The 26450-nt window shown below is 48.8% G+C and carries 21 protein-coding genes and 1 pseudogene; 18 read left to right on the top strand and 4 right to left on the bottom strand.

What is annotated here, in order from left to right; translation table 11 throughout:
* Nucleotides 1-99: 99 nt before the first annotated feature.
* From argJ to argH, 6 genes are all read left to right on the top strand, one after another.
* Entirely contained in the window at nt 100-1338 is a 1239-nt protein-coding gene (gene argJ, locus AC3ITG_RS28855) for a bifunctional glutamate N-acetyltransferase/amino-acid acetyltransferase ArgJ (protein ID WP_489252040.1), read from the top strand.
* Between the two features lie 209 nt (nt 1339-1547).
* Nucleotides 1548-2387: an acetylglutamate kinase gene (gene argB / locus AC3ITG_RS28850; protein ID WP_489252039.1), complete on the top strand. Its 840-nt coding sequence runs from the start codon at nt 1548-1550 to the stop codon at nt 2385-2387.
* Between the two features lie 267 nt (nt 2388-2654).
* Complete coding sequence (gene argD / locus AC3ITG_RS28845) at nt 2655-3896, top strand: acetylornithine transaminase (protein ID WP_489252038.1); 1242 nt, start codon at nt 2655-2657, stop codon at nt 3894-3896.
* A gap of 286 nt (nt 3897-4182) precedes the next feature.
* Entirely contained in the window at nt 4183-5151 is a 969-nt protein-coding gene (argF, locus tag AC3ITG_RS28840; protein ID WP_489252037.1) for an ornithine carbamoyltransferase, read from the top strand.
* 85 nt (nt 5152-5236) lie between these two features.
* Entirely contained in the window at nt 5237-6472 is a 1236-nt protein-coding gene (locus AC3ITG_RS28835; RefSeq protein ID WP_063567516.1) for an argininosuccinate synthase, read from the top strand.
* Nucleotides 6473-6577: 105 nt separating this feature from the next.
* Nucleotides 6578-7981: an argininosuccinate lyase gene (gene argH / locus AC3ITG_RS28830; protein WP_053779582.1), complete on the top strand. Its 1404-nt coding sequence runs from the start codon at nt 6578-6580 to the stop codon at nt 7979-7981.
* A gap of 247 nt (nt 7982-8228) precedes the next feature.
* On the opposite strand, the gene AC3ITG_RS28825 is transcribed toward argH, so the two are convergent.
* Nucleotides 8229-9017 carry an alpha/beta hydrolase gene (locus AC3ITG_RS28825; protein ID WP_489252036.1) on the bottom strand — a complete coding sequence of 263 codons (789 nt, stop codon included), beginning with the start codon at nt 9015-9017 and terminating at the stop codon, nt 8229-8231.
* A gap of 221 nt (nt 9018-9238) precedes the next feature.
* On the opposite strand from AC3ITG_RS28825, the gene AC3ITG_RS28820 reads away from it, so the two are divergent.
* From AC3ITG_RS28820 to AC3ITG_RS28805, 4 genes are all read left to right on the top strand, one after another.
* Complete coding sequence (locus AC3ITG_RS28820; RefSeq protein WP_489252035.1) at nt 9239-9862, top strand: YhbD family protein; 624 nt, start codon at nt 9239-9241, stop codon at nt 9860-9862.
* A gap of 14 nt (nt 9863-9876) precedes the next feature.
* Nucleotides 9877-10602 carry a polymer-forming cytoskeletal protein gene (locus AC3ITG_RS28815; RefSeq protein ID WP_413374374.1) on the top strand — a complete coding sequence of 242 codons (726 nt, stop codon included), beginning with the start codon at nt 9877-9879 and terminating at the stop codon, nt 10600-10602.
* A gap of 33 nt (nt 10603-10635) precedes the next feature.
* Complete coding sequence (locus AC3ITG_RS28810) at nt 10636-11331, top strand: hypothetical protein (RefSeq protein ID WP_413374375.1); 696 nt, start codon at nt 10636-10638, stop codon at nt 11329-11331.
* A 73-nt stretch (nt 11332-11404) separates the two neighbouring features.
* Entirely contained in the window at nt 11405-12964 is a 1560-nt protein-coding gene (locus tag AC3ITG_RS28805) for an MDR family MFS transporter (protein ID WP_489252034.1), read from the top strand.
* Between the two features lie 160 nt (nt 12965-13124).
* On the opposite strand, the gene AC3ITG_RS28800 is transcribed toward AC3ITG_RS28805, so the two are convergent.
* Nucleotides 13125-14558, bottom strand: a complete 1434-nt coding sequence (locus AC3ITG_RS28800; RefSeq protein ID WP_489252033.1) for a VanW family protein — start codon at nt 14556-14558, stop codon at nt 13125-13127.
* A gap of 252 nt (nt 14559-14810) precedes the next feature.
* Here AC3ITG_RS28800 and ftsE point away from each other — a divergent pair, with 252 nt between their 5' ends.
* The 5 genes and pseudogenes from ftsE to AC3ITG_RS28775 all read left to right on the top strand — a co-directional run bounded on the left by ftsE (nt 14811) and on the right by AC3ITG_RS28775 (nt 20831).
* Complete coding sequence (gene ftsE, locus AC3ITG_RS28795; protein ID WP_024631580.1) at nt 14811-15497, top strand: cell division ATP-binding protein FtsE; 687 nt, start codon at nt 14811-14813, stop codon at nt 15495-15497.
* Nucleotides 15487-16404 carry a permease-like cell division protein FtsX gene (gene ftsX / locus AC3ITG_RS28790; protein WP_063567509.1) on the top strand — a complete coding sequence of 306 codons (918 nt, stop codon included), beginning with the start codon at nt 15487-15489 and terminating at the stop codon, nt 16402-16404. Before ftsE ends, ftsX begins: the two co-directional genes overlap by 11 nt.
* 152 nt (nt 16405-16556) lie before the next feature.
* Complete coding sequence (locus AC3ITG_RS28785; RefSeq protein WP_489252032.1) at nt 16557-17834, top strand: murein hydrolase activator EnvC family protein; 1278 nt, start codon at nt 16557-16559, stop codon at nt 17832-17834.
* 134 nt (nt 17835-17968) lie between these two features.
* Nucleotides 17969-19318 (top strand): annotated as a pseudogene (locus tag AC3ITG_RS28780) (S41 family peptidase); the annotation flags it as partial.
* Between the two features lie 184 nt (nt 19319-19502).
* Nucleotides 19503-20831, top strand: coding sequence for a PDZ domain-containing protein (locus tag AC3ITG_RS28775; RefSeq protein WP_489252031.1), 1329 nt, complete (start codon nt 19503-19505; stop codon nt 20829-20831).
* Between the two features lie 52 nt (nt 20832-20883).
* Here AC3ITG_RS28775 and AC3ITG_RS28770 read toward each other — a convergent pair whose 3' ends face one another.
* Both AC3ITG_RS28770 and AC3ITG_RS28765 read right to left on the bottom strand, forming a co-directional pair.
* A complete protein-coding gene (locus tag AC3ITG_RS28770; RefSeq protein ID WP_489252030.1) occupies nt 20884-21570 on the bottom strand; it encodes a response regulator transcription factor in 687 nt (228 codons plus the stop codon).
* A gap of 19 nt (nt 21571-21589) precedes the next feature.
* A complete protein-coding gene (locus tag AC3ITG_RS28765; protein WP_489252029.1) occupies nt 21590-22864 on the bottom strand; it encodes a sensor histidine kinase in 1275 nt (424 codons plus the stop codon).
* Between the two features lie 209 nt (nt 22865-23073).
* On the opposite strand from AC3ITG_RS28765, the gene AC3ITG_RS28760 reads away from it, so the two are divergent.
* From AC3ITG_RS28760 to AC3ITG_RS28750, 3 genes are read left to right on the top strand one after another with little or no spacing between them, the layout of a single operon-like run.
* Nucleotides 23074-24009, top strand: a complete 936-nt coding sequence (locus tag AC3ITG_RS28760) for an ABC transporter ATP-binding protein (protein WP_489252028.1) — start codon at nt 23074-23076, stop codon at nt 24007-24009.
* Nucleotides 24010-24020: 11 nt separating this feature from the next.
* Nucleotides 24021-25211 (top strand): ABC transporter permease, encoded by a 1191-nt coding sequence (locus tag AC3ITG_RS28755; RefSeq protein WP_489252027.1) that lies wholly within the window; start codon nt 24021-24023, stop codon nt 25209-25211.
* Nucleotides 25204-26382: an ABC transporter permease gene (locus AC3ITG_RS28750; protein ID WP_489252026.1), complete on the top strand. Its 1179-nt coding sequence runs from the start codon at nt 25204-25206 to the stop codon at nt 26380-26382. Before AC3ITG_RS28755 ends, AC3ITG_RS28750 begins: the two co-directional genes overlap by 8 nt.
* The last annotated feature ends 68 nt before the right edge of the window (nt 26383-26450 follow it).

The raw sequence follows: 26450 nt of genomic DNA, 5'->3' as shown, positions 1-26450 counted from the left end.
GAGCGTCTAGACGCAATCTCGAAACCATGTGGGGAAGACGGATCAGGCAAAGCAAGCGGACAATCGGCATGCAGCCGAACGCATAACGGGGGATAACATATGGGAACGAATGTGGAGCAAAAGGCTTTTACTATAGTTGAGAACGGAACGATTGTAACCCCGCGCGGGTTCACTGCTGGTGGACTGCACTGCGGATTGAAAAAAACTTCTCGCAATGACATCGGAGCAATCCGCTGTGACGTGCCGGCAACTGCAGCTGCGGTGTATACAACAAACGTGTTCCAGGCCGCACCTCTGAAAGTCACACGTGAGAGCTTGAGCAATGGACGCCTTCAGGCAGTCATCGTGAACAGCGGGAATGCCAATGCGTGTACTGGACAACAAGGTGAAGAGGATGCCTACGCCATGCGTACGGCGGCTGCACGTGAATTGGGGGTAGCAGAAGAGGATGTTGCTGTCGCTTCTACAGGCGTCATTGGTGAATTGCTGAAGATGGACGCTGTACACTCGGGAATTAGCGGACTTCCGGCACGTTTGGGCAAGGAAGCAGAAGAAGCGGAGCATTTTTCCCAAGCTATTCTGACAACCGATTTGGTGAAAAAGGAAGCCTGCGTCTCCGTTGAGGTGAACGGCAAAACGATTACGATTGCAGGTGCTGCCAAGGGATCGGGGATGATTCATCCGAATATGGCGACCATGCTGGCCTTTATGACTTCTGATGCGGTCATTGGTGCGGAAGCGTTGCAGCGCCTGCTGCGTCAGGCGACCAATCATACATTTAACATGATTACAGTGGATGGAGATACGAGCACGAACGACATGCTTGTAGCAATGTCCAGTGGTCTGGCAGGTAATGAAGAACTGACCGTGGAACATCAGGATTGGGAAGCTTTTGCTGCCGGATTTACTTATGTATGTGAGGTGCTTGCCAAAGCCATTGCGCGCGATGGCGAAGGAGCAACCAAGTTGGTAGAAGTACAGGTAACGGGTGCAGTAAGTGATGAATCCGCGCAAGCTATTGCAAAGACTGTCATTGGGTCCAGCCTGGTGAAATCCGCCATGTTTGGCGCTGATGCCAACTGGGGACGGATTATTGCAGCCGTAGGGCGAGCAGGACAGCCGGTGAACCCGGAGACGGTTGATATCCGTCTGGGAGAAATCCCTGTACTTGCACAATCCCGTCCAGTCGCATTTGACGAAGAAGCGGCGCTGGCCTACTTGCAGACCGATACCGTACGTATTGTAGTCGATCTGCACCACGGCGAAGGAACAGCCATCGCTTGGGGCTGTGACCTGACGTACGACTATGTACGAATTAACGCGGCATACCGCACGTAATAAGCAACTATTTATATTTACACGTTAACGGAGAATGCAGAACCAATCTGAAGAAGCGTAGCGTGCGCCTTTATCCCCGGATTTTACCCTTTTGAAAAAGGGATCAATAAAATCTGGGGATAAGAGCGATCGAAAGATGGTACTGCAGTCGAAGTGGTCGAGTGTAACGATTCATAGTTCATTATACGAAATACGAAAGGAGTGCCCTCATGAATTCAACATTGCAAAATGAGAGTGCCGGAACTGAGGCAGGTGCCGAGAAGCAGACGTTTGTAATGAAATGCGGAGGCAGCACGCTGGCGGCGTTGCCTGAATCCTTTTTTGCAGATCTGCGTGACTTGCAGTCCCGGGGAACTCAGCCTGTTATCGTACATGGCGGCGGCCCAGCGATCTCGGATAATTTGGCGAAGCTGGGTATTGAGACTGAGTTTGTGAACGGATTGCGTAAGACAACGGAACCCGTGTTGGATGTCGTGGAGATGGTTCTAGCGGGGAGTATTAACAAACAGATCGTACGCCTGATCCAACGTGTTGGTGGACGTGCGCTGGGCTTGTCGGGTGTGGACGGTGGTTTGATCCAGGCGAAACCAGTTAGCAACCATGCAGAGATTGGTTGGGTAGGCGACGTAACTGGCGTTAATGCGGAGATTATTCAAGGCATTGTGGAAATGGGCTATATGCCAGTTATCGCGCCAGTTGGTGTGGATGCATCCGGTCAGCGTTATAACATCAATGCGGATACAGCCGCAGGTGCGGTAGCTTCCCATCTCGGAGTGAGTCGGATGATCGTAGTGACTGATGTCCCTGGCATTATGAAGAATGTAGGTGGCGAGAAAAAAGTACTGCCATCCGTCTCTGTACAGGAGATTGAGGATATGATCCAAACCGGAGAAATCTATGGCGGCATGATTCCAAAGGTGCGTGCAGCCATCGCTTGTATTCACGGCAAAGTGCGTGAGGTCATCATCGTAGATGGCAGCGAACCACAGATCCTGAGCCGTGTGCTCGGCGGAGAAACGATCGGAACCCGAATTATCCGTATGCAGTAGGGTGTAATAATAATAGGAGTAATATGTAGTACATGGCTTTTTATATGAGTAATCTGAACATTACACGAAAACGTAGAGTGCAGAACCAATCTGAAGAAACGAAGTGTTCGCCTTTATCCCCGGATTTTCACCTTTAGAAAATTAACCATAGAAATCCGGGGATAACAGCGAGCGGAAGATGGTACTGCAATCGGAGTGGCTTAGTGTAAAGGAGGGTTGGCTTATATAACTGCCACTGTACTCACAAAAACGAAGGAGTGATAGGTGATGGCAAAAGGCAATGAACAGCCAGGTTCTGGCACAGCAGTAGCGGGTGTAGTGGCCCAAACGGAAAGCTCTCTTTTCCAAACGTATGCCCGTTATCCAATCAGTTTGGTCAAAGGAAAAGGCAGCTGGCTATGGGATGATCAGGGCAATCGTTATCTTGATTTCATGTGCGGGTTGGCTGTAACGAGTCTGGGCCATGCACCGGAGAAAGTCGGAGCCAAGCTGAAAGCTCAGATTGATGAGCTGTGGCATGTATCCAACCTGTTCCAGATTCCCGGTCAGGAAAAAGCAGCGGCTTTGTTGACAGCAAATACGTGCGCAGATGCTGTATTCTTTTGTAACAGTGGTGCAGAAGCGAATGAAGCGGCAATCAAACTGGCTCGTCGCTATCACCAGAAGGTAAAAGGCACAGGTCGGTACGAAGTCATTACATTTGCCCAATCCTTCCACGGACGGACACTCGCAACTTTGACAGCAACTGGACAGGATAAGGTGAAAGAAGGATTTTTGCCATTGCCAGCCGGATTCGTAAACGTACCATTGCATGACACAGCGGCTCTCGATGCTGCGATCGGACCCAATACAGCAGCAATAATGCTGGAGATGGTGCAAGCCGAGGGTGGCGTGCATCCGGTCAAACCAGATTTTGTTCACCACGTTCGGAAACTGTGTGAAGAGCACGGACTGCTGTTGATTGTAGACGAAGTACAGACGGGAATGGGACGTACAGGCAAACTGTTCGCGCATGAGCATTATGGTATTGAGCCGGACATTTTCACGGTAGCCAAAGGTATTGGTAGTGGATTCCCTGTAGGTGCGATGCTGGGTAAAGGTTATTTGAAGGATGCGTTTACTGCGGGCAGCCATGCGACGACGTTTGGGGGTACACCACTTGCTTCCTCTGTTGTCATTGCAACGATTGAAACCATGCTCGAAGACCACCTGCCAGAGCGTGCAGCTGAAATGGGCGAATACCTGATGAACTCTCTGCGGGAGCGTTTGGCTGGTAATTCGTTTGTAAAAGAAGTTCGGGGTATGGGGCTGCTTGTTGGAATCGAATGTGCTGAAGCGGTAGGTGATATCGTGCTTGCTGGTCAGAAGAAAGGCATTCTCTTTGTTTCCGCAGGACCGAATGTCATTCGTCTACTTCCAAACTTGTATGTGAGCAAGGAAGAGATCGATGAGGCGGTATCCTTGGTTGCTACGTTGATTGAAGAGCATGTGGTTGCAAAGAACGCCTAATAAGGCTTTATACAAGCAATACTTTTAGGATGAGGTCAACAAGTTAATGTTACGTTCTCCCATCTGAATATAATCGGTTTTCCCCCTGCAAAATGCAGGAACCTTTCTGACTCGGGGCCTTCGCGGGCCTCGAAGCGGAACAAAAATGATGAATCATGAATCCCTGTAGCCGCGCGGTAAACTAGCGGAAGATGAAAGTGAGCAGCCTGAAGGCAAAATCTCAACCTTCTACACTCTTCTGCCCATGCGGGTGCAGGGAACCGGAAATAAGGAGGACAATACGAACATGACACAAGCACAACAGACGGAGAAGGTACAGAAGGTCGATCTTAGAGGCCGTGATTTTATTGAATTTACAGATTATACAGCGGAGGAAATCCGCTATCTGCTGGACCTTGCGATTGAGATTAAAGGTAAACAGAAAAACGGTGTGCCATATCAGCCACTCCAAGGCAAAACGATCGGACTCATTTTTGAAAAATCATCTACACGTACCCGTGTATCCTTTGAAGTCGGCATGTTCCAATTGGGCGGTCACGCGCTCTTCTTGAGCAAAAACGATATCCAACTCGGTCGCGGGGAAACGACACATGATACAGCCAAAGTCCTGTCACGTTACCTGGACGGCATCATGATTCGTACCTTTGGACACCATAATGTGACTGAACTGGCACATCATGCGGATGTTCCGGTTATTAACGGCCTGAGCGATGCAGCACATCCATGCCAGGTACTCGCGGACTTCCAAACCGTATTGGAGCACAAAGGCAAGCTAGAAGGTCTGAAAATGGCTTATGTCGGAGACGGCAATAACATGGCTCATTCCCTTATGCTTGGTGCAGCGAAGATGGGGATGCATGTTGCAGTAGCGACTCCGGAAGGCTATGAGCCTGATAGCGCAGTCGTCGAGCAGGCGCGCAGCATTGCACAGGAGAGCGGCTCACAGGTGACTGTAACGTACATTGCACAGGAAGCCGTGAAAGATGCAGATATCGTGTATACGGATGTATGGGCGAGCATGGGTTTTGAAGAGGAACAGAAGATTCGTGAACAAGCATTTGCTGCGTATCAGGTGGATGAGGAACTGATGAAAGGTGCAAAGCCGGATTATATGTTCCTGCACTGCCTGCCGGCACACCGCGGAGAAGAAGTGAGTGCTGGGGTTATTGACGGGCCAAACTCCCTGATCTTTGATCAGGCGGAGAACCGACTGCATGCGCAGAAAGCGTTGATGGCTGCGTTAATGAGTGAATAGATGCTGTTTGCCTGAATGGGTTGATTTTAGGCACAGATTTCGCGATGATAGATTAAGCAACTGAACTTGGGGAGGACCATTGAACATGGCTAAGGAAAAAATCGTACTCGCTTATTCCGGCGGGTTGGACACATCTGTAATTTTGAAATGGTTGAAAGAAACATATGATGCAGAGATTATTGCATTTACGGCGGATATCGGACAAAAGGATGAACTGGACGGCCTTGAGGAAAAAGCTCTCGCTACAGGCGCTTCCAAAGTGTATATTGATGATCTGCGCGACGAGTTCGCCAAAGATTTCATCTATCCAATGTTCCAGGCAGGCGCCCTTTATGAAGGACAATACCTGCTTGGCACAAGTATCGCACGTCCACTGATTGCTAAACGTATGGTGGATATCGCTCGTGCAGAAGGCGCTACAGCAATTGCTCACGGCGCTACGGGTAAAGGGAATGACCAGGTTCGTTTTGAGCTGAACGCAGCTGCGCTGACACCAGACATTCAAGTCATCGCGCCTTGGCGTCTGGAAGAATTCCGTAACCAGTTCCCGGGACGTGCGGAGATGATCGCTTACGCTGAAAAACACGGCATTCCGGTAACCGCATCGGCGGCTAAACCGTACTCCACAGACCGTAACCTGCTGCATATCAGCTATGAGAGCGGCGTGCTGGAAGATCCTTGGTTCGATCCAAGTGCGGACGAGAACAAAGACATGTTCCTGCTCAGCAGTGCACCTGAAGATGCGCCGGATCAAGCGGAATATGTTGAACTTGAATTCGAACAAGGCGACTGTGTTGCACTGAATGGTGAGCGCTTGAGCCCGCTGCAAGTGATGGAGCAACTGAACGAACTTGGTGGCAAACATGGTATCGGCCGTGTGGACATGGTAGAGAACCGCTTCGTCGGCATGAAGAGCCGTGGTGTATACGAGACACCAGGTGGAACAATTCTGTTTACCGCTCACCGCAAAATGGAATCCATCACGATGGACCGCGAAGTCATGAACCTGCGTGATAGCCTGATCACACGTTACAGCACACTCGTTTACAACGGCTTCTGGTTCGCTCCGGAACGTCTGGCGCTGCAAGCGCTGGTGACCGAAAGTCAGAAAAATGTAACAGGTACCGTTCGTGTGAAATTGTATAAAGGCAACATCATCGGCGCAGGTGTGAAAAGTCCTGTCAGCCTGTACAACCCGGACATTGCCACGATGGAAGCTGATCCAACGCAAGCATACGATCAAGGGGATGCAACTGGCTTTATCCGCCTGAATGCATTGCGTTTGAAAGTAAATTCCGGTGTGGAACAAAACAAAAACTAATTTCATCATGCATATAGAGCATCACGATAATAACTGACATGGCGGGCCGTTCTTGCACATCTGGCAGGAGCGGCTTTGTCCCTGAGCGAAAGGGGAGTACTCACTGTGAGCAAGCTGTGGGGAGGACGTTTTACCAAACAAACCAATCACCTGGTTGAGGAATATACAGCGTCAATCAACTTTGACAAAGCGTTGGCCGAGGAAGATATTCAAGGAAGTCTGGCCCATGTCACGATGCTGGGCAAATGCGGTATTCTGCCAGCAGAGGATGTAGAGACGATTAAAGAAGGTCTAATCACCGTTTTGCATAAAATTCGTGCAGGTGAAGTGGAATTCTCCGTATCGGATGAAGACATCCACATGAACATTGAGAAAAACCTGATCGATACCATCGGCCCTGTAGGTGGCAAATTACATACAGGACGCAGCCGGAATGATCAGGTAGCAACGGATATGCATTTGTACTTGCGTGAGCGCGTGGTTGGATTTGTTGGCATGCTGCACTCGTTGCAGGAAGCGCTGATCGGACAAGCCAAAGATAATCTCGATACGATTGTACCGGGATATACGCATCTTCAACGTGCACAACCGATTCTGTTCGCCCATCACCTGATGGCGTATGTATCGATGTTCCAACGGGATGCAGAGCGTCTTATGGACAGCTACAAACGCATTAACGTTTTGCCACTGGGTGCAGGTGCCCTTGCAGGCACAACGTTCCCGATTGATCGTCATTTTGTGGCGGAACAATTGGGCTTCGACGGTGTCTACGAGAACAGTCTGGACGCGGTCAGCGACCGTGACTTTATCGTGGAGTTCCTGGCAGCTGCATCGCTGATCATGACTCATTTATCCCGTCTGAGTGAAGAACTGGTCCTGTGGAGCAGCACGGAGTTTGGTTTTGTTGAACTGGACGACGCATTCTGCACGGGCAGCAGTATTATGCCACAGAAGAAAAATCCGGACGTTCCTGAACTCGTTCGTGGTAAAACAGGACGTGTGTACGGCAACCTGATCGGTTTGCTAACCGTACTGAAATCTCTGCCGCTTGCTTACAACAAGGACATGCAGGAAGACAAGGAAGGCATGTTTGACACTGTGGCGACGCTGGAGGGTGCGCTTCAATTGTTCGCACCGATGATCGCAACGATGACGGTCAACAAAGGACGGATGCGTCAAGCGGTCAATCAGGATTTCTCCAACGCTACAGATATTGCGGACTTCCTCGTGGGCGAAGGTTTGCCATTCCGTCAGGCACATGAGGTTATCGGTAAGACGGTATTGTATTGTATCCAGAACGGCAAGTATCTGCTGGATCTGACAATCGATGAATTCCGCCAGTTCTCCCCGTTGTTCGATGAGCGTATTTACGATGTGCTGCAACCAGAAGCGGTTGTAAATGCTCGTAACGTATACGGCGGAACAGCTTCGAACCAGGTGGCTGAGGCGATTGGACGTAGTGAAAAGGTGCTGGAAATTACAGAGCAATGGATCACCAATCGAGGATAATGCCACAGTTACTAGAATGAAATAAAGATATACAACGGAAAAGCAGGCCGAGAATTTCTTCTCAACGGCCTGCTTTTCTTGTGTGTTACAACGATTTAGATATGTTCAACTCAACATTTACTGGATAACAGCGATCGAAGATTGTCCTGTCATTGGAGTGCCAATGTAAATATTTATTAGTTGAACTTATATAGTTATTCCTGTACATATCCATGTAAAATGCAGTAGCTTCATTTAAATTTATCGGCTAGTCGCGTTTAGGCAAAGGCAACCATTTCAGCACATTCTGGATTTTCTCGTCCCAATATCCCCAATCATGCCCACCTGGTTCTTCCTCGTACGTCAGTTGGAAATCGGTCTGCACACAAGCCTGACGGAACGATTGATTCTCTTCATACAGGAAATCTTCTGTCCCACAGCATTGATAGAGCAACGGTTTTGGACCCTGAAGTGCTTTGCTTTCCTCGAGCAGATGCAGCAAGTCATTCTCCGAGCCTTTAATTTCTGATCCGAAAATCCGCTTGAATTCAGCATCACTCAATGCCTTAACGATTCGGTTATCCATATGCGCTACCATGTCGAGTGCTCCGGACAAACTTGCCGCTGCGGCGTATTGCTCCGGTTTGTGAAGTGCCAGCTTGAATGCCCCGTAGCCACCCATGGATAATCCGGCAACAAAGTTATCCTCACGTTTGTGTGATAACGGGAAAAAGGAACGCGCAAGTGCAGGCAGCTCTTCACTGATGAATGTCCAGTAGCGTCCGCCTTCAGCCATATCGGTATAGAAGCTGCGATGTACCTGAGGCATCACAACGGCAATACCAAGGTCCGCAACATATCGTTCGATGGATGTACGGCGCAGCCAGATGGAGTCATCATCTGATAGCCCGTGCAGCAGATATAGCGTGGGATGTAATCCCTGACCGGAAACGTTATCCATGCCAATCTGATTGTGGGTCTGTTGTGGAAGAATGACATGCATGCTGGTGCTCAGACCGAGCGTGTCAGAGTAAAAGTCACATTTAATAAGTGCCATGTATAGGAGAAACCCCTTTCATAAGTCCATTAACGATGTGTTCTGACCCGATTCAATAGGAAGGGATCTGAATCCATAATGGTTCCATAGTGTCTATAATAAACAGGTTAAACGCAAAGTCTTTTCATTGCAATAATAAGAAATTCACCACTAGTTATTCACCTTCTTTACAGCGTAACAATGTTATGTTACACTGTTTTCAACACAAAGGGGGACCATATATGACGGATGATTTGATCTCCAAAAAAGAATTGCTGGACCTGACGGGTATCTCCTACGGCCAGTTATACCGCTGGAAACGGAAGAATCTCATTCCAGAGGAATGGTTTATTCGGAAGTCGTCCTATACGGGACAAGAGACTTTTTTTCCAAAACAACAGATTTTACTGCGGATTGACAAGATTCTCAATATGAAAGACGGCTTGTCGCTGGATGAACTGGCAGATGTGTTTTCACCAACTTTGGGTGAAGTGGAAATGTCCGATCAACAGCTGTTAGAGCGAAACATTGTTTCGAACATTTCTATTGAGCTGTTGAAAGAAGCAGGTCGGGAGCAGGCACTGTATGCTTTGGAGCAGATCATGATGCTTTTTGTACTCGATAAGCTGCTAATGAGCGGAGATATTACCCGCCAGGAGGGTACGCTGCTGATCGATGTCATGTCCGAGCATTATTATCGTTTCACAGGCAAACCAAGTGAACTGGTGCTTATTCGCAAGATGGGTGTCCCTTCATTCTTGCTGGTAACGGCAGGAACAGAGCTTTATTTTGACAATGGAGTGAAGGTCGTTCTCAGGCAGCCAATGGGGACGTTCATGGAAGAGCTAAAACTCAAATTGGGATAAGGAGAGGATCATATATGGAGGAACGTAATTTGCGCAATGATCTGAACGTAGCGGGCATGAGCCAAACGGCAGGCGGGAATTTTCACCGGGTATCCATTGATGGCATGGCTAAGGTAAACGGTAACCTGGACTGTACCACCCTAAATGTGAATGGAACATTGAAGATGCACGGAGCTTTGAGCTCAGAGAGTGCAACGATCAACGGCATGTGCACGCTGAACGGCCCCTTGATTAGTTCTCGTGTTCGTGTGGATGGCTTGACAACCATTAACGGAGACCTCCGAAGCCCTGAGCTCGAAGTCAACGGGAAGTGTACTGTTCGCGGACGGGTAGATGGGGAACGGATTGATATTGGTGGCGTGATCGATATTGAAGGCGACGTACAATGTGAGTCTTTGAACGTACAGGGCAATATTAAAATTAGTGGCTTCCTGAATGCGGGGACGGTAGAGATCAGGCTGCATACATCCTCTTCGGCGAAAGAGATCGGTGGGGAACGCATTGATATTCGTCGTAAGGAACAGACTGGTTTTTGGAAAAGTATTGGCCTGGGCGGTACCCCGTCCTTCAAGACATCCTTGATTGAGGGGGATGAAATCGTGCTGGAAGATACCGAGGCTGATATTGTTCGTGGCAGCAAGGTTCATATCGGTCGTGGCTGTAACATCAGGTTGGTCGAATATTCGGGTGAACTAGAGGTTGATCCAGACGCCAAGGTGGGCAGCAGTCAACGGATTTAAATTTTGATATGAAAAGAAAGGGATGTGATCGACTTGAATAACCATTTTGCTAATTCTTTGGATAAAAAACACGACATTAGCATCATCGGCGACGGCAGTTCTTCTGGCGGTGTGTACGGCAAGATCAAGGTAGTGGGGGATTCCTCATTTAACGATAATCTGTTCTGTGATCAATTCAAATGCACCGGCACATCGGTCATATACGGATCTCTTGAATCAACCGATATCAAAATTACGGGAACCCTTACCCTGAAAGGCCGGGCTGCTGCCAGCGACGAAGATCAGGAGGGCAATTATGCTTCAGACCTGTATGCAAAAGCTGAACATATGAAAGTGGTAGGCGAGCTTCATGTATCTGGCGATTGTCAGGTGGAAAATATGAAGTTGAATGGTCGTTTTACGATAGCGGGTATGCTCAGTGCCGAAAGTATGACACTCAAAATTATGGGTCCATCCGAGGTCAAGGAAATGGGCGGTTCCATCATTTCAGTGAAGAGTTCGCGGGGAAAACTGCTGGAGGGTTTATTCACTGGTAACAAGTCTATTCTCAAGGCTAGCCTAATCGAAGGCGACGAAATTGAACTTGAGAACACGGAGGCCGAGGTTGTACGAGGGGATAAAATAAAAATTGGCCCAGGCTGCCGGATTGGTACAGTGGAATACCGCTCTTCTCTGCAAATTCATCCGCAATCGGAAGTTTTGGTGCAAAGCAATCGGTCCTTGGACTGATTATCCGCCGTAACTTTTCGGATATACTAATTCAGTCATATGAATCGGATGTGAATGGGAGAGATTGAGTAGAATGGCTACACGTAAAAATAATATTGGATTGGTGCTGGCAGGGCTGCTGCTGAGCATACTGATGGCTTCGATGGACAATACCATCGTGGCAACAGCTATGGGCGACATTGTCGGGAAGCTGGGTGGGCTCGACAAGTTCGTATGGGTGACCTCCGCTTACATGGTGGCCGAGATGGCAGGTATGCCAATCTTCGGTAAGTTATCCGACATGTACGGACGGAAGAAGTTTTTTGTTTTCGGAATACTGGTATTTATGCTCGGGTCCGCATTATGTGGAACGGCAACATCGATCGTTGAGCTGACGATGTACAGAGCTATTCAGGGTATTGGTGCAGGTGCACTGGTGCCGATTGCCTTTACGATCATGTTTGATGTGGTCGCACCAGAATCACGGGGTAAATTGGGCGGATTGTTCGGAGCCGTGTTCGGCTTGTCCAGCGTATTTGGTCCGCTGCTGGGTGCTTACATTACGCAGTATGCGACATGGGAATGGGTATTTTATATCAACCTGCCACTTGGCCTGATTGCGTTTGTGTTTATTGCATTTTTCTACAAGGAATCCCATCAGCATCAATCCCAACAGATTGATTGGCTGGGTGCAATCACACTGATTGGTGCGGTAGTCTGTCTCATCTTTGGGCTTGAACTGGGTGGTAAAACGTATGTATGGGGCTCGTGGCAGATCCTCGGTTTGTTTGCCGGATTTGTGGTGCTAGCACTGCTTTTCCTGTTTGCAGAAACGAGAGCCAAGGAACCAATTATCTCCTTCGGCATGTTCCGCAACCGGGTGTACTGGTCCAGTAACGTTATTGGCATGTTCAGTGGTGCGGCATTTATTACGGCATCCGTGTACATTCCGATCTTTATCCAGGGTGTGCTCGGCGGCAAGGCGACCAATTCAGGTCTCGTGCTACTGCCCATGATGCTGGGGTCCGTTGTGACGGCTTCCATGGGTGGGGTACTGATGACCAAAATCAAGTATCGCAACATTATGATTCCTACGCTGGCCTTGCTGGTAGTTGGTCTTGGATTGCTGACAACGCTGGATGAAAGTTCATCTCTATGGGCGATACGTATATTCATGGTGATGGTTGGTCTCGGTGTCGGAGCGTCATTCTCCGTGCTCAGCAATGCAGCCATGAACGCGTTTGAACCGCAAAGACGCGGAGCCGCAAGCTCCACACTTAACTTCTTGCGTTCCCTTGGGATGACGATGGGCATTACCATCTTTGGGATTGTACAGAGCCAGGTATTTACGCGCAAAATGAATGATGCCCTCGCCGGATCAGCGGCGGAAGCGGGTGGTGCTGGTGCTCCTGCAGGCGGCGTGCCTCAGGGAGTGGATCTGAGCGATCCACATGCGTTGCTGTCGCCAGAGCTGAGAAAGGCAATTCCGCCTCAGGTGCTGGACACTATTACGCACGCGTTGTCTTCATCCATCGTGCAACTCTTTGCCTGGGCTGCGATCCCGGCTGCACTCGCTTTGATTGCTGCTTTCTTCATGGGTAATGAGAAGATGGTTATAGGCGAGGAGCAGAAAGAGTACACAGGCGGACATTAAAAGGTTTCAGTCTGATCAATAAACAATATGTATCTATAAAACAAACCAAAGACACATCTCTCAAGGGGCCCAGTACGGGGAACAGGAGATGTGTCTTTTTCTATTTGTTATTACGTTTGCTGAGTTGAGCCTATCCATGTGCACGCATGTGGAAATGAGATTAAGGCTGCTTCGTGTCGCTGATGCCATCCTCTACGACTGAAGGCTCCTTGGGATCAGGCAGGTTAGTATGACCAGAGCGGGCAATCAGGCGATTCTGGGCTTTGTACGTGTCACGTGTAATGGTCTTGGATTCGACGACTTTGCCATCCACCTTTTTGGTGCGCAGCGTCTCCACAATATATCCGGGTTGACCGTTCTGAAGCACCTGCTGGGCACCGTCAGGCAGCACATTGCTCAATACATATTTAACGGGAACACTTAGCGTCTCAATTGTACGGGATTCCAGTGCATAACTGACGTTCTCCGGGAAGGTGCCGAAAAATTTGACCGTTAAGCTGCCACCTTCCACTTTGGCATGAATGAGCAGAGACTTGCCGGTATTGTTTTTGAACCGAAAATTGATGGAACCTGAGGCAAACGTGGCATCCAGTCCCTTCGGTAAATATTTGACGGGCAGGGAGTGATTGCGGCGCTCTACAATGTCCAGCCCTGTCAAAAGAGCTGCGTTATAGACCGTGCTCGATACCTGGCAGATGCCGCCCCCAATGCCAGGGGTCAGCTGTCCATTGACGATGACTGGGGCTTCCCGGAAACCATAGTCTTCCTCGGCCTTCCTGATGACCTTCTCATAATCAAAAGTACTATTTGGCGGCAAAATCATGCCGTTAACGGCTTGCGCTGCTGCGCTGACGTTATGTATCCGGCCTGCGCTGCTGTTTCCAAGGCCAGTGGAGAACTGAATGATCTTCCGGTCAATTCCCTCTTGGCGCAGCGAATCGAGAGTCACTTCGGGTTGCAACGTATACAACGGCAGCTGAATCAACAGCGGGTTTGGCTTCGCATCATGGTCCAGTGGAGCGAAATCCCGGTGCAGTTTAGTCTGCATCAGGGTCGCGAGTTCATCCCAGGCGATTCGGCGGACGCCCTTTTCTGGGATGTACTGGACCTTGTCACTTGCGGTAATGCGGCGAACGGCGTTCGCGGGTGTACCGAAGGTTTCCTTTTCCCAGGCAGGGGTAAGCTGCTCTTTCAGTGATTTTGAACTGTAGGTCAGCTTCAAGGACCACTCCTCGATGAAATGATATCGTGCATAAGCGCGCTCCCACAGATTGCCTTCATCCAGTTGCTGTACAGCTGTCCGGAAGTCGTCAGCACTGTAGCTTGCGCCTGTCTGGGCGGCGGTGAACATCAATGTTTTTGTTGTAGAATCGTCAACCTCCAGAGTGATCGGCCAGGCCTCCATTTCTTTTAATCGTTCATCCAGTGCCAGTAGAACTTCCTTGCGATTCACGCCCTCAACCGACCACTCCGCAACACGTACACCTTCTGGTAGGGCGGGTTGGTTCACGTACATATTCAGCAATCCATAGGACGCGGAACCGATTAATAGGATGGAGAACAGTGCAATGACCATCAAATGTATTTTTTTCATATCCGTACGCTCCTTTGTACTTCTGTTGTTCCGCATTTCGTAACACTTTCCATATATATGATCCAATGATGGAAAACTTTCGGGTACTCAATAGGTAACAAATTTGTTACAATAAAATTCATATGAATCCATGCTTCACCATCGAAAAAGGGGCGAAATGGATTTTCCCTGATGAAATTCAGGTCTTTTTAAAGGAAATGCCGGGATTGTGTCGAAATGATAATGGCTAACTATGCAACGGGAAGTGATGATGTGATAGAAATGCAGGACGTGTGGAAGACCTACGCTAATGGTACCCACGCATTACAAGGGGTGTCGGTGAAGATCGACCGCAATGAATTTGTCTATATCGTCGGTCCGTCCGGCGCAGGCAAATCGACATTTATGAAATTGATGTACAGGGAAGAAGTTCCGACCAAAGGACAAATATCCATTAACGGATTTAATATCGGAAAGTTAAAGCCACGCAAAATTCCTTATGTACGCCGGAATATCGGCGTTGTGTTCCAGGATTTCCGACTGCTGCCACGCATGACGGCATTTGAGAATGTGGCATTTGCCATGGAAGTTATTGAAGCACCGAAGCGTCACATCAAGAAACGAGTGATGGAAGTGCTTGATCTGGTGGGATTGCGCAGCAAGGCGAACCGTGAACCTTCACAGTTGTCGGGTGGGGAACAGCAGCGTATTGCCATCGCACGTGCCATCGTGAACAATCCGTCTGTCATTATTGCGGACGAGCCTACGGGTAACCTTGATCCGGAGACGTCATGGGGCATTATGCAGCTGCTGGATGAAATTAATTTTCGCGGAACAACCATTGTCATGGCGACCCACAACAAGGATATCGTCAATACGATGCGTAAACGGGTTATTGCGATTGAACGGGGACAGATTGTACGGGATCAGATGAGAGGGGAATACGGTTATGAATTTTAGTACTCTCTTGCGCCATTTGCGGGAGGGATTCAAAAACGTATTCCGCAACGGCTGGATGTCCGTGGCCTCCATCATGTCCATTATCGTGTCACTGCTCATTCTGGGTGTGTTCATGCTGCTGGTGCTTAATGTGAATTCCATGGCCAACCAGGTGGACAGTCAGGTCGAGATCAGTACGTTTCTCGAGCTGAACGTGGATGAGAACCTGCGTAACACGCTGGAGCAGGAAATCAGTGCGATGCCTGAAGTTAGTGAAATTCGTTTTGTCTCCAAAGAGGAAGGACTCAAAGAGTTCCGTGAACGTCTCGGAGAAAGTGCAGACAATGTGCTGAGCGGTTTCGATGTGGATAACAATCCACTGCCGGAGACCATTGAAGTAGAGGTCATTGAACCGGAAACCGTCACTTTTGTGGCGCAAAAAATCGAAGCATTGAACGATAAACACCCGGAGAAGCCGATCATGAAAGTGAACTACGGCAAGGAAACGGTGGAAGTGTTGTTCAAATTTACGAAGCTTGTCCGGAATATCGGATTTATTTTTGTTGGGGGACTGGGTTTGATGTCCATGTTCCTGATCTCGAATACGATTCGCGTAACGATTCTGGCCCGGCGCCGGGAGATCGGTATTATGAAACTGGTTGGAGCAACCAACACGTTCATTCGCTGGCCTTTCTTTGTCGAAGGGGCATTGATTGGATTGATCGGTTCGGCGATTACGGTAGCGGTACTGTTCTTCGGTTACAGCCGCCTGATGGCCACGATTGGTCAGGATGTATTCATGCAGATGCTTAATCTGATTCCACTCGGTGATATTTGGCTGCTGTTTGGAACATTGTTGATCGGACTCGGTGTGTTGGTTGGTATTTTGGGAAGTACATTGTCTATCCGCAAGTCTCTTAACGTTTAATCGAAAAGAATGGCAAAGCAGGTTCACATATGAACACTGTTTGACGATATGTAGTAAAGACGGAGTCTTTAGTGTAAAGAAAGCAAAGAACATGCTGTTCACCACCTGTGCAGGTTGCTTTCTTGTGAAATCATAGGATGGGGGATCACATTTTGAAAAAAACAGCTTCGCTGCTGGCTTTAACATTATTGGCCAGTTTGACGCTTCAACCTTCTGACGGATATGCCAAGAGTAGCATTAGCGACATTGATCAGCAGATTCAGCAATTGGAGAGCAAGGCGGCTTCGGCCAAAAAGGAGCAGCAAAAGGCTGCCAGCAACAAAAAGGAAGCCCAGCATTACAAGAACAAGACCAATGCTTATTTGAAAGTAGTCATGGAGCAGATCAATGTGGTTAGTGATGAGCTGGCAAACGTATCCTTGCAGATTGAAAATACGGAAGAGGATCTTCGGGCAACAAAGAAAGATCTGGAAGCGGCGGAAGATCGTATTGTGGCTCGGGAGAAACTGCTTGAATCACGTGTACGACTGATGTATACGGACGGCGCCGTTTCTTATCTCGATGTGTTGTTAACTTCCACAAGCTTCTCCGATTTCCTGACTCGTGCCGATTCACTGAAAACGATTGTGGATCAGGATCAGCACTTGCTGGATGAACACAAAAAGGACAAGCAGCTCGTCGTGGACAAAAAAGCAGAACTGGATGTGCAATATGCAGAAGCCAAGAGTCTGTATGCGCAGAAGAAACAGCGCAAGTCCCAATTGAATGAGAAGGAACAGGAGAAGCAAGTGCTTCTCGCTTCCTATGATGCTAAAATTGAAGAGTCGGAAGAGCTGACGCAAGAACAGGAAGACGTATTGATGCAGATCGCGAGCAAGCGTTCGGCCCTTCTGCAAGAGAAAAATAAATTGCGTGAGCAACAAGCGGCTGCGGCAGCCAAAGCAAAAGCAGCAGCTGCTGCACGTGCGGCGGCAGCTGCGAAGGCGCCGACCAAGGTCAGCTCCAACAGCAGTAGCAGCACTTACTCCAGTGGTAACGGTATCTTTGGCATGCCAGTATCAGGTGCGCGTGTATCTTCCGGTTTTGGACCTCGTATTCACCCGATCACGGGTGAAGTAGGTAAATTGCACGCAGGTGTAGACTTTGCTGTTGCTCAAGGAACGTCCGTTCATGCCGCTTCTGGCGGGATCGTCATCATGGCTGAATGGTATAGCGGGTATGGTTACACCGTCATTGTTGACCATGGAGGCGGATTATGGACGCTATACGGTCATTTACGTGAAGGTGGATTTAAGGTTAGCAAGGGTGACACGGTAAGCCGTGGCGACATTATAGCTGAATCAGGCAATACAGGCAACTCCACAGGACCGCATTTGCACTTTGAAGTACGTGATAATGGAACAGCAGTGAATCCATTTAACTATTTGTAGTTTTTAGCCAACAGTTGGAATGGAACAAACATATTCCGTACAAGCTAGGCATATACTAAGCTGGCATGTTCAGGGAATGATTCACGGAACAATTGAATTTGACACGCTTCAATACTAAAGGCGGTGACAACCGGATGATGAAGAAAAGATCGGCCCTGCTGCTTGTCATTGTAGCCCTTCTCGGAGGCAGCCTGCTTACGCTGGTGCTGATGAGCTCCCCTGGCCTGGCACAGACGACACCTGGCGAAGGATTGCTCGCCAGCGTTACAGGCAGTTCGCAGCAGAAGAGCGATTTGAAGAAGATTGAAACCGCGATGGATTTGATCTCAAGTAACTATTATAAAGACGTGGATCGAACCAAACTGATTGATGGTGCAATCAACGGCATGATGGAATCCCTTGGTGATCCGTACTCCAATTATATGGGGCAGGAAACAGCGGCCCAGTTCGAGGAGTCGATTGAAGGTTCATTTACCGGTATCGGAGCAGAAGTATCCTCACAGGATGGAAACGTTGTAGTCGTTTCCCCAATCAAGAATTCACCTGCCGAGAAAGCGGGTATTCGTGCGAAAGACATGATTATGTCCGTAAATGGCGAATCCCTGCAAGGTTTGGAACTGAACAAAGCCGTTAACAAAATCAGAGGTCCAAAAGGCAGTGAAGCGAAGGTACAGGTTAAACGTGCCGGATCTTCCGAGCTAATTGAATTTGTCATTGTGCGCGATGACATTGATCTGGAGACGGTGTACGCCCACATGGAGGATAACGGTGTTGGTGTTATTACAATCACCCAATTCTCGCTGAACACAGGAGATCGCTTTAAGGAAGAACTGGCGAAGCTGGAGAAGCAGAACATGAAGGGCCTGATCATTGATGTTCGTAATGACCCGGGGGGTGTTTTGCAGGTCGTTATTGATATTGCAGAACAATTTGTTCCAAAAGGCAAAGTTATTGTTCAAGTCGAAGACAAGAACGGTAAAAAGGAACAAAGCAAATCGAACGGATCAGGTAAATCCTACCCTATTACGGTATTGATGAACAAAGGAAGCGCGAGTGCGTCGGAAATTTTGGCTGGTGCATTGCAACAGTCGGCAGGCGCAACCCTGGTTGGAGAAAATTCCTTTGGTAAAGGAACCGTACAAACGAGTTATGACAAACAGATGGGTGATGGCAGCCTGCTGAAAATCACCATTGCGAAATGGCTGACTCCGAATGGCGACTGGATTCATGAAAAAGGCATCAAACCGGATATTGCCGTGGACCAGCCGGATTACTTCTCGGTGGCACCAATCAATAAAGAAAAATTACCTTTGAAATACGACAGCAATAGCACGGATGTGAAAAGTGCGCAGACGATGCTGAGAGGACTTGACTTCAAGCCGGATCGTGTAGATGGATACTATGACCAAAAGACAGAAGAAGCGGTCAAAGCATTCCAGAAACAAAAAGGCATTCAGGCAACAGGCCAGATTGACGAGAAAACCGCGGAATCACTGGAAGCGGCTCTGATTGAACGCATTGCCAGTCCTCAATATGATGCACAGCTGAAGCGCGCGATCGAAAAAGTCTCAAAGGATATTTCGTCCGCAGTGTCGAAGCCATAAAGAAGGCTGATTTTCAGCCTTCTTTTTTTCTGAACCGGCTGAAGGAGAGGGGTGACCGTCCACAATGGAATGGGCTTGGCCATGGTTGACCACATTAGGGGAAGCATTGTTGCAGTTGTTTATTCAGCCGTTTTATTATATTGCGGTAATCTTGATTGCTCTCGTTTATCATCGTCAACTCTTACAGGAACGTAAATTGTTCCACGTTCGTCTGCAAAGCTCAATAACACAGACCATTCGTGCAGTACTTGGAGGTATTGTGATCGGTGTAATGGTCTCCGTCGTGTCGCTGTTTCTCGGGGCACATCTTACACTGGGCAGCCTGATCTGTATATGGGCAGCCACGTTATTCTTGGCATTATTCCGTATCCGATATCTATGTTTTGCTTATGCTGCAGGTTTGCTTGGCGTGTTGCAGTTTGGTTTAAATATGGCTTCGGGCTGGCAGCCGACAGGATGGATGGGAAGTGTCACTGAAGCATTACGTGCGCTGGATATGCCTGCACTCCTTGTGCTCGCAGCTGTATTACATATCGGTGAAGCACTGATGGTACGCATGCAAGGGGTATCCATGGCATCGCCTTTGCTCTTTGAAGGTAAACGTGGCAAGCTCGTTGGAGGCTATCAGTTGCAGCATTTCTGGCCGATTCCGTTACTGATTCTTGTTCCAGTTACGGGCGGGGCCGCATTGCCATGGACCGCCCTGATCAGCGGAGGAAATGGATACATGCTGGTTGCGCTTCCGATTATGTTGGGATTCGGAGAAGTTACGCAAAGTATGCTCCCCGGGAAAAAAGTGCAGATTTCCGCAAAGCGATTGCTGCTATATGGGACAGGGCTACTTGTGCTCAGCCTCCTGGCTGCGTGGTGGTCTCCACTCATGGTTGTTGCAGCCTTGGCTGCTTTCATTGGGCATGAGTTCCTGGTGTGGTACAGTGGCTTCGAGGAACAAAACCGCAGCCCGCTGTTTGTTCACCCTGAGCACGGCCTGAAGGTGCTGGGTGTCATTCCTGATAGTCCTGCGGAAGAACTGGGAATTGAAGCTGGGGAGACCTTGTACAAGGTGAATGGCGTATTGGTACATTCGCCCGAGCAATTACATCGCGCTTTGCGTATGAATCCGGCCTTTTGTAAGCTGGAGGTACGCAATCATCAGGGCGAGAGCAAGTTCATGCAACGGGCGATCTATGAAGGTGAGCATCACCAGCTCGGGGTGCTCATGGCCCCGGACAATCATGAAGCTTGGGCGCTCCGCTTGCGTCCGCTAACTCTGTTTCATATCGTAAGTCTCAAGTTGTTCGCACGACGACGGAAAGATCAGCTTGATGTTGAGGCTCCACTGGCATTGCCACCCGCCCCGGCGGCGGGGGAGCAAAGATCTGTAGAGATGTAATGAAGAAAGGGTATTTCCTCCGCCATATCAGGCGAGGGAAATACCCTTTTTGCTACTTTTTCAACATAAAAATGGCGATTTGAGTCCGATCACGCAAACTAAGTTTGCCGAGAATATCCGTAACATAGTTTTTGACCGTGCCTTCACTCAAGAATAGCTTCGCGGCAATTTCTTTATTGGACAGCCCTTCTGATATAGCCTCTGCAACAGCCAGCTCCATGCGGGTTAATCCGTAAGAGTCAATGGATCCATGTGTCTGAGGCACTGCAGCAGGACGGAGTAGACTCGCGAGTTTACGAGCAATATCAGGATGAATCAACATATCCCCGTTATGTACAGTCTTGATGCCCTGAATGATCCGGTCAGGGGGCACATTTTTGAGCAAATAACCGCTGGCCCCGTTTTGCAAAGCCTGGATAATGTACTCATCATCGTCAAACGTGGTAAGCATCAATACACGCACGTCAGGGAAACGTGTTTTAATGATTCGGGTACCTTCAACTCCGTCACAATCAGGCATACGAATATCCATAAGTACAACGTCGGCAGTTGTTCCTGACTCCAGCAGTTCCAGAGCTTCTCTTCCGTTTGAAGCTGTACCTGTAACGTTAATGCCGGGATCGAGTCCGAGAAGGACTTTGAGACTTTCACGGATAAAGGAATCATCATCCGCAAGCATCAGCCGAATGGACTGAGGGTGGACAGAATGGCTCGAGTTATTTAAATCATGGTCAGACATAAGCAAATCACTTCCTTTTTTAGATCAGTTCAGCTTTGTTCGCCATGGGCAGGCGTGTAATCACCGTATAGGGATAGTCCGACTTGATCTCCAGTTTCCCACCAACCAACTGTGTGCGTAGGCGCATTCCTTCAAGTCCCATGCCGAGTCCTGTAGACTCTGCCTTTACGCCCGGGTTAGCACGAGATCCTTCATGTCTTCCTTTCGTTTGTTCCTTGGTGGAAAGGGGATGGATCTTCCCATCGTTGCTGATGGACATACAGATTTCTCTTTCTCCAAATTCCAGTTCCACAGTAATCGTAGTGGCATTTCCATGACGGAGGGCATTGGTCAGGGCCTCTTTGGCATTTTTGTACAAGACAATCTGCATGCTGGGATAGAGTACGTGTGAATGCCCAAGCACTTCGTAACGCGTTTTCACACCCGTTTCTCGGCCAACGTCTTCAAGCAGACGATCTAGTGCGTAGGCATCGGATATATAAGAGTTAGGCCGCAATTTGTGAAGCGTGGTTCGCATGTCATCCATACTGGCGGCCAATTGATCCCGTATCTGTCTTACCATTTCCGTGCCCTGTTCCGGATGTATAGGGAGGGTGAGGAGGGCTGCCTCAGACATCATTTTGGTGCGAATCAGGCGATGACCAATATCATCATGAAGCTGCCGGGATATCCGGGTACGCTCCTCAACCTGTGCAGCCCCTTCAAGCTGCTTCGTGAATTGCAGCAATTGTTCGCGTGCCTCCTGAAGCTCGTAATGTTTACTGCGCAGCTCATCATACACCTGTTCAAGCTGCCCACGGCTGCTCGCGCTTCTAGACCCCTGCCAAGAGAGTGTTGAGGTGATGAGCAGGAGCAAGTTACCTGCAACCCGAGCGACTGTCTCTTGGGTGAAGCTAAAAGGAATGGCAGTGTTTGTGTGAAGTGTAAGCCATGTATGAAGCTCCTGTGGTGGGGCGTAATACCAATGTAACGCGATATTGCTGGCGATAAGCTGAATTGCGAGCATTAACCAGCGCTGGGTCCTATTCAATCTGTACATGTACACATAAAGCGCAGATAAGGAGAGGAAAAACATAAATGGGCCATATAGAGCGATCAGCCAGCAGCTGAAGAGGATTTCAGCCACGAGCAGCAAACGCTGCATACCTGAACGGGTGAAGTCTTTCCACACCGCGAGTCCTAGCGCAATGATAATATAGAGAGTATAGCTATCTTCTTGTTCCAGTGGTAGCACTAGAACGTACAGGACTGCAGGAACTATGAGTAAACCGTATTGCAGCAACCGCATCGGCATATGTCAGAGACATCCTTTATTTTAGAAGTGAAGGTATACCTTCCGGGTAATCTATGTCGATTATATCATAGGCAGTTTTCCCATCCGAAGATGACTTAAGTCACCTTTGTTTCATGACCTTTCGTACCTTCGCAGAAGATCACAATTCGTTACAATACAGATATGAAATCCAGTCGCAGGAAGCTGGGCGGAAGAGGAGTGTATAATCTATGGCTATGCTTGAAGTGGATCATGTAGTGAAACGATACGGTAGCAAGCTATCAGTGGATCATTTAAATCTGAGTGTTGGTAAAGGTGAAATTTTTGGATTGCTTGGACCCAATGGAGCAGGGAAAAGTACCACCATTAGCATGATTGCCGGTCTTTTAAATATGGATCAAGGTGAAATTCGGTTGGATGGCATATCGGTCAAGGAACGGCCGCTTGAAGTGAAACGTAAAATTGGGCTGGTACCACAGGATCTGGCTCTATACGAAACGATGACCGCTGCGGAGAATGTAACTTTTTTTGCCCGATTCTATGGACTCCGTGGAAAAATGCTTAAAGAAAGAGTGCAGGAATCTCTCGAATTTGTAGGTTTGCAGGACAAAGCGAAGGATGCCCCGTCCACTTTCTCTGGCGGTATGAAACGCAGGCTGAACATTGCGTGTGCCATTATGCATCGGCCGGATTTAATCATTATGGATGAACCAACAGTGGGCATTGACCCGCAATCGCGGAATCATATTTTGGAGTCGGTCCGTACGCTTAATCAAATGGGCTCAACCATCATTTATACAAGTCATTACATGGAAGAAGTTGCTGCAATCAGTCACCGGGTAGCGATTATGGATCAGGGGCATATCATTGCCTGTGGCACCGAAGCAGAGCTGAGAGAACGAGTTGCATCTGAGGAAAAAATAGTGCTCACCACTTCGGGCATTGGTCCCGATGTTGTGGAGGAGTTGAGACTTCACCCCCGTGTGCGGGCGGTAGAAGTATCAGACGATACATTGACCGTTACGCTGCCTTCTGCACAGCAGGATCTACAGGATATGCTCTTCATTTGCAGCAAACATGAAATCTCCATTCAATCGCTCAAGGTCGAAGAGCCTGATCTGGAAACGCTCTTCCTCAATCTGACCGGACGTACGCTTCGGGACTAGGAGGATGTCAGATGAACATATGGCATATTTGCATCTTTGAATTGAGACGGATTCTGAGAATTCGTTCCGTTCTGCTGAATCTGTTTATTCTGCCGCTGCTGCTCATCTTTATATTGGGTACTGCACTTTCCAGTACAATGGGTACGGCAAAAGAAGCCATTCCTGACCCGGTGAGAGTAGGGATCATTCAGACTGAAGAAAATTCCGGTTCCGGTGCGATCAGCGAAGCTTTAAATACATTTGTGACATCCCCGGCGGTAGCCGAAATGATGAAGGTGCAGAACATGCCTACGGAAGATGAGGCTGTAAGTGCACTGCGACGTGGTGACCTGGATTTTGCCGTAATAGTCCCATCAGATCTGGAAGAGCAGATCATGAAAGGGGAAGAGGCAAGGTTGCAATGGATACTGGGGAAAGATGGTACTGCCAATGTCGTGGGTCAGACTTTGTTTACGCGGTTCACGGATGAACTGAACAGACAGGTCGCTGCGGCGAAAGTGTTAGGTCCTGACGCAGTGGCTGCAATGGCTGAGCGTTCACAGACCAATAGCGCGAGCTCTTCATATATAGCCATCAGCAGTCCCGGAGAAGTGGGCACCTCTTATAGTGCTTCACAATATTATGCGGCTTCCATGCTCGCCATGTTCATGCTTTACTCGGGCATGACAACCAGCAACAGCCTGTTTGGTGAGAGAGACAAAAAAACGTTAACTCGCTTGCAGGCAGCTCCAATCGGCAATGGTGTCATTTTTGCAGGGAAAATTGCAGGCAACAGCCTAATTGCTTTCATGCAGGCCATCATCATCGTATTGATGACGCATTGGCTATATGGTGTGAACTGGGGCACACATCCCTGGCTGATTGTCCTGATCTGTGTGCTGATTACGCTTGCTTCCATGACTCTCGGCGTGATCGTTGCACTGGTTTGCAAAAATGCCGCATCGGCAAGTGCCGCTCTTCAAGGCATCATTATTGCCATGACGTTTATTAGCGGTGGATTTACACCCATTGCCGTTGGTTTTGTACAGCGAATAAGCGAATTTACGGTAAACCACTGGGCTTTGCAAGGTTTTCTGCGGATGATGCTGAACGCTCCCGTAAGTGAGATTATGTACAGCATCATGATGCTTGGTGCGGTATGTGCGGTAATGGTGGCGGCAGCGGGACTGATCTATAGAAAGGCGGGATATCGCTATGAATAGCCTGAATATTGCCTGGTTGATGATCCGGCGCACGATATTGCGCAAACGGGGTTTCATCACATTCTTTCTTCTTCCTTGCCTTGTCGTCACAGGAACAATTGCGCTGTTTGGGAGCGAGGAGGGAACACGGGCGGTCATTCCTTATGTAAACGAGGATCAGGGTGCAGCAGGCAGATGGATCTTGGATGAGCTTGGCAGCAAAGAGGAATATCTGCTCAAGCCCATGAACAACGTTGCGGAAGTTAAGGAAGCCATTGCGCAGCAAAGGGGGAGTTCAGGACTCGTTATCCCGGCGCATTATACGGATAATTTATTGCAAGACAAACAGCCTGAAGTCCAACTGGTAGAACTTCGTGTCAGTGAAAGCTCCTATACGTTGAGAGCTGCGGTTGAAGGTTTGGCGGCGGGATTGAAACAATCTGCTTCGGCAGTATTGGCAGCGACAGATGCGGCTTCGGGTGAGACTCCTGATCCAGTTCTGGCAGAAGCAAAATTTAAAGAGTTGTTACTTGAACTGGGCAAACATCAAATTTCGGGTGAAGCAACTGAGCTGCAGATATATCCCAAACCGGGTCTGAACAACGTGACCGGATTTACGATCATGTTCATGATGGGTCTGCTGACCAGTACAGTTGCTGTTATTATGGAAGACCGCAGGCAGCGGACGATGGCAAGAGTCTACACGGCTCCGGTCCGCGCCTATGAAATCGCACTGGGCAATTTTCTGGGGAGTTTTGCGATCGGTTTGATCCAAATTGTTTTGGTACTGGGGATTAGCAGATGGGTGCTTCATTATGATGCGGGGATTCCATTTGCCATCCACCTTCTCATTCTGGCCGCATTTATGCTGGTCTCCATGGGGATTGCGAGTACGGTTGCCGGCTTGATTCGTGAATCCAAAAATGCAAACATGCTGAATTCACTGATTATCACACCGACGTGTATGATTGGCGGCTGTTTCTGGCCGCTGTCGATCATGCCGGATTATATGCAAAAACTCGCTAATTTTGTTCCGCAGAAATGGGCAATTCAAGCGGTGGAAACGATCTCTGCTGGCGGTACGTTGTCGGACATTGCATTGCCGCTGCTGATACTGATTGGCATGGCAGCCATTTTGCTGACGGTCGGTTCCGCGATTCTTCGTCCCAGCCAGCCAGGCGTAGATGCATAATGTGTGAATCGTTTGTAGGATGAAGGTGATCATATCGTGTGCCATTACTGTAAAACGAAGAAAATAAG

Source organism: Paenibacillus sp. GL_099_B, assembly GCF_057835695.1.
Note: the sequence above shows the minus strand (reverse complement) of the source record. Positions and strands in the feature narration are given on the sequence as shown.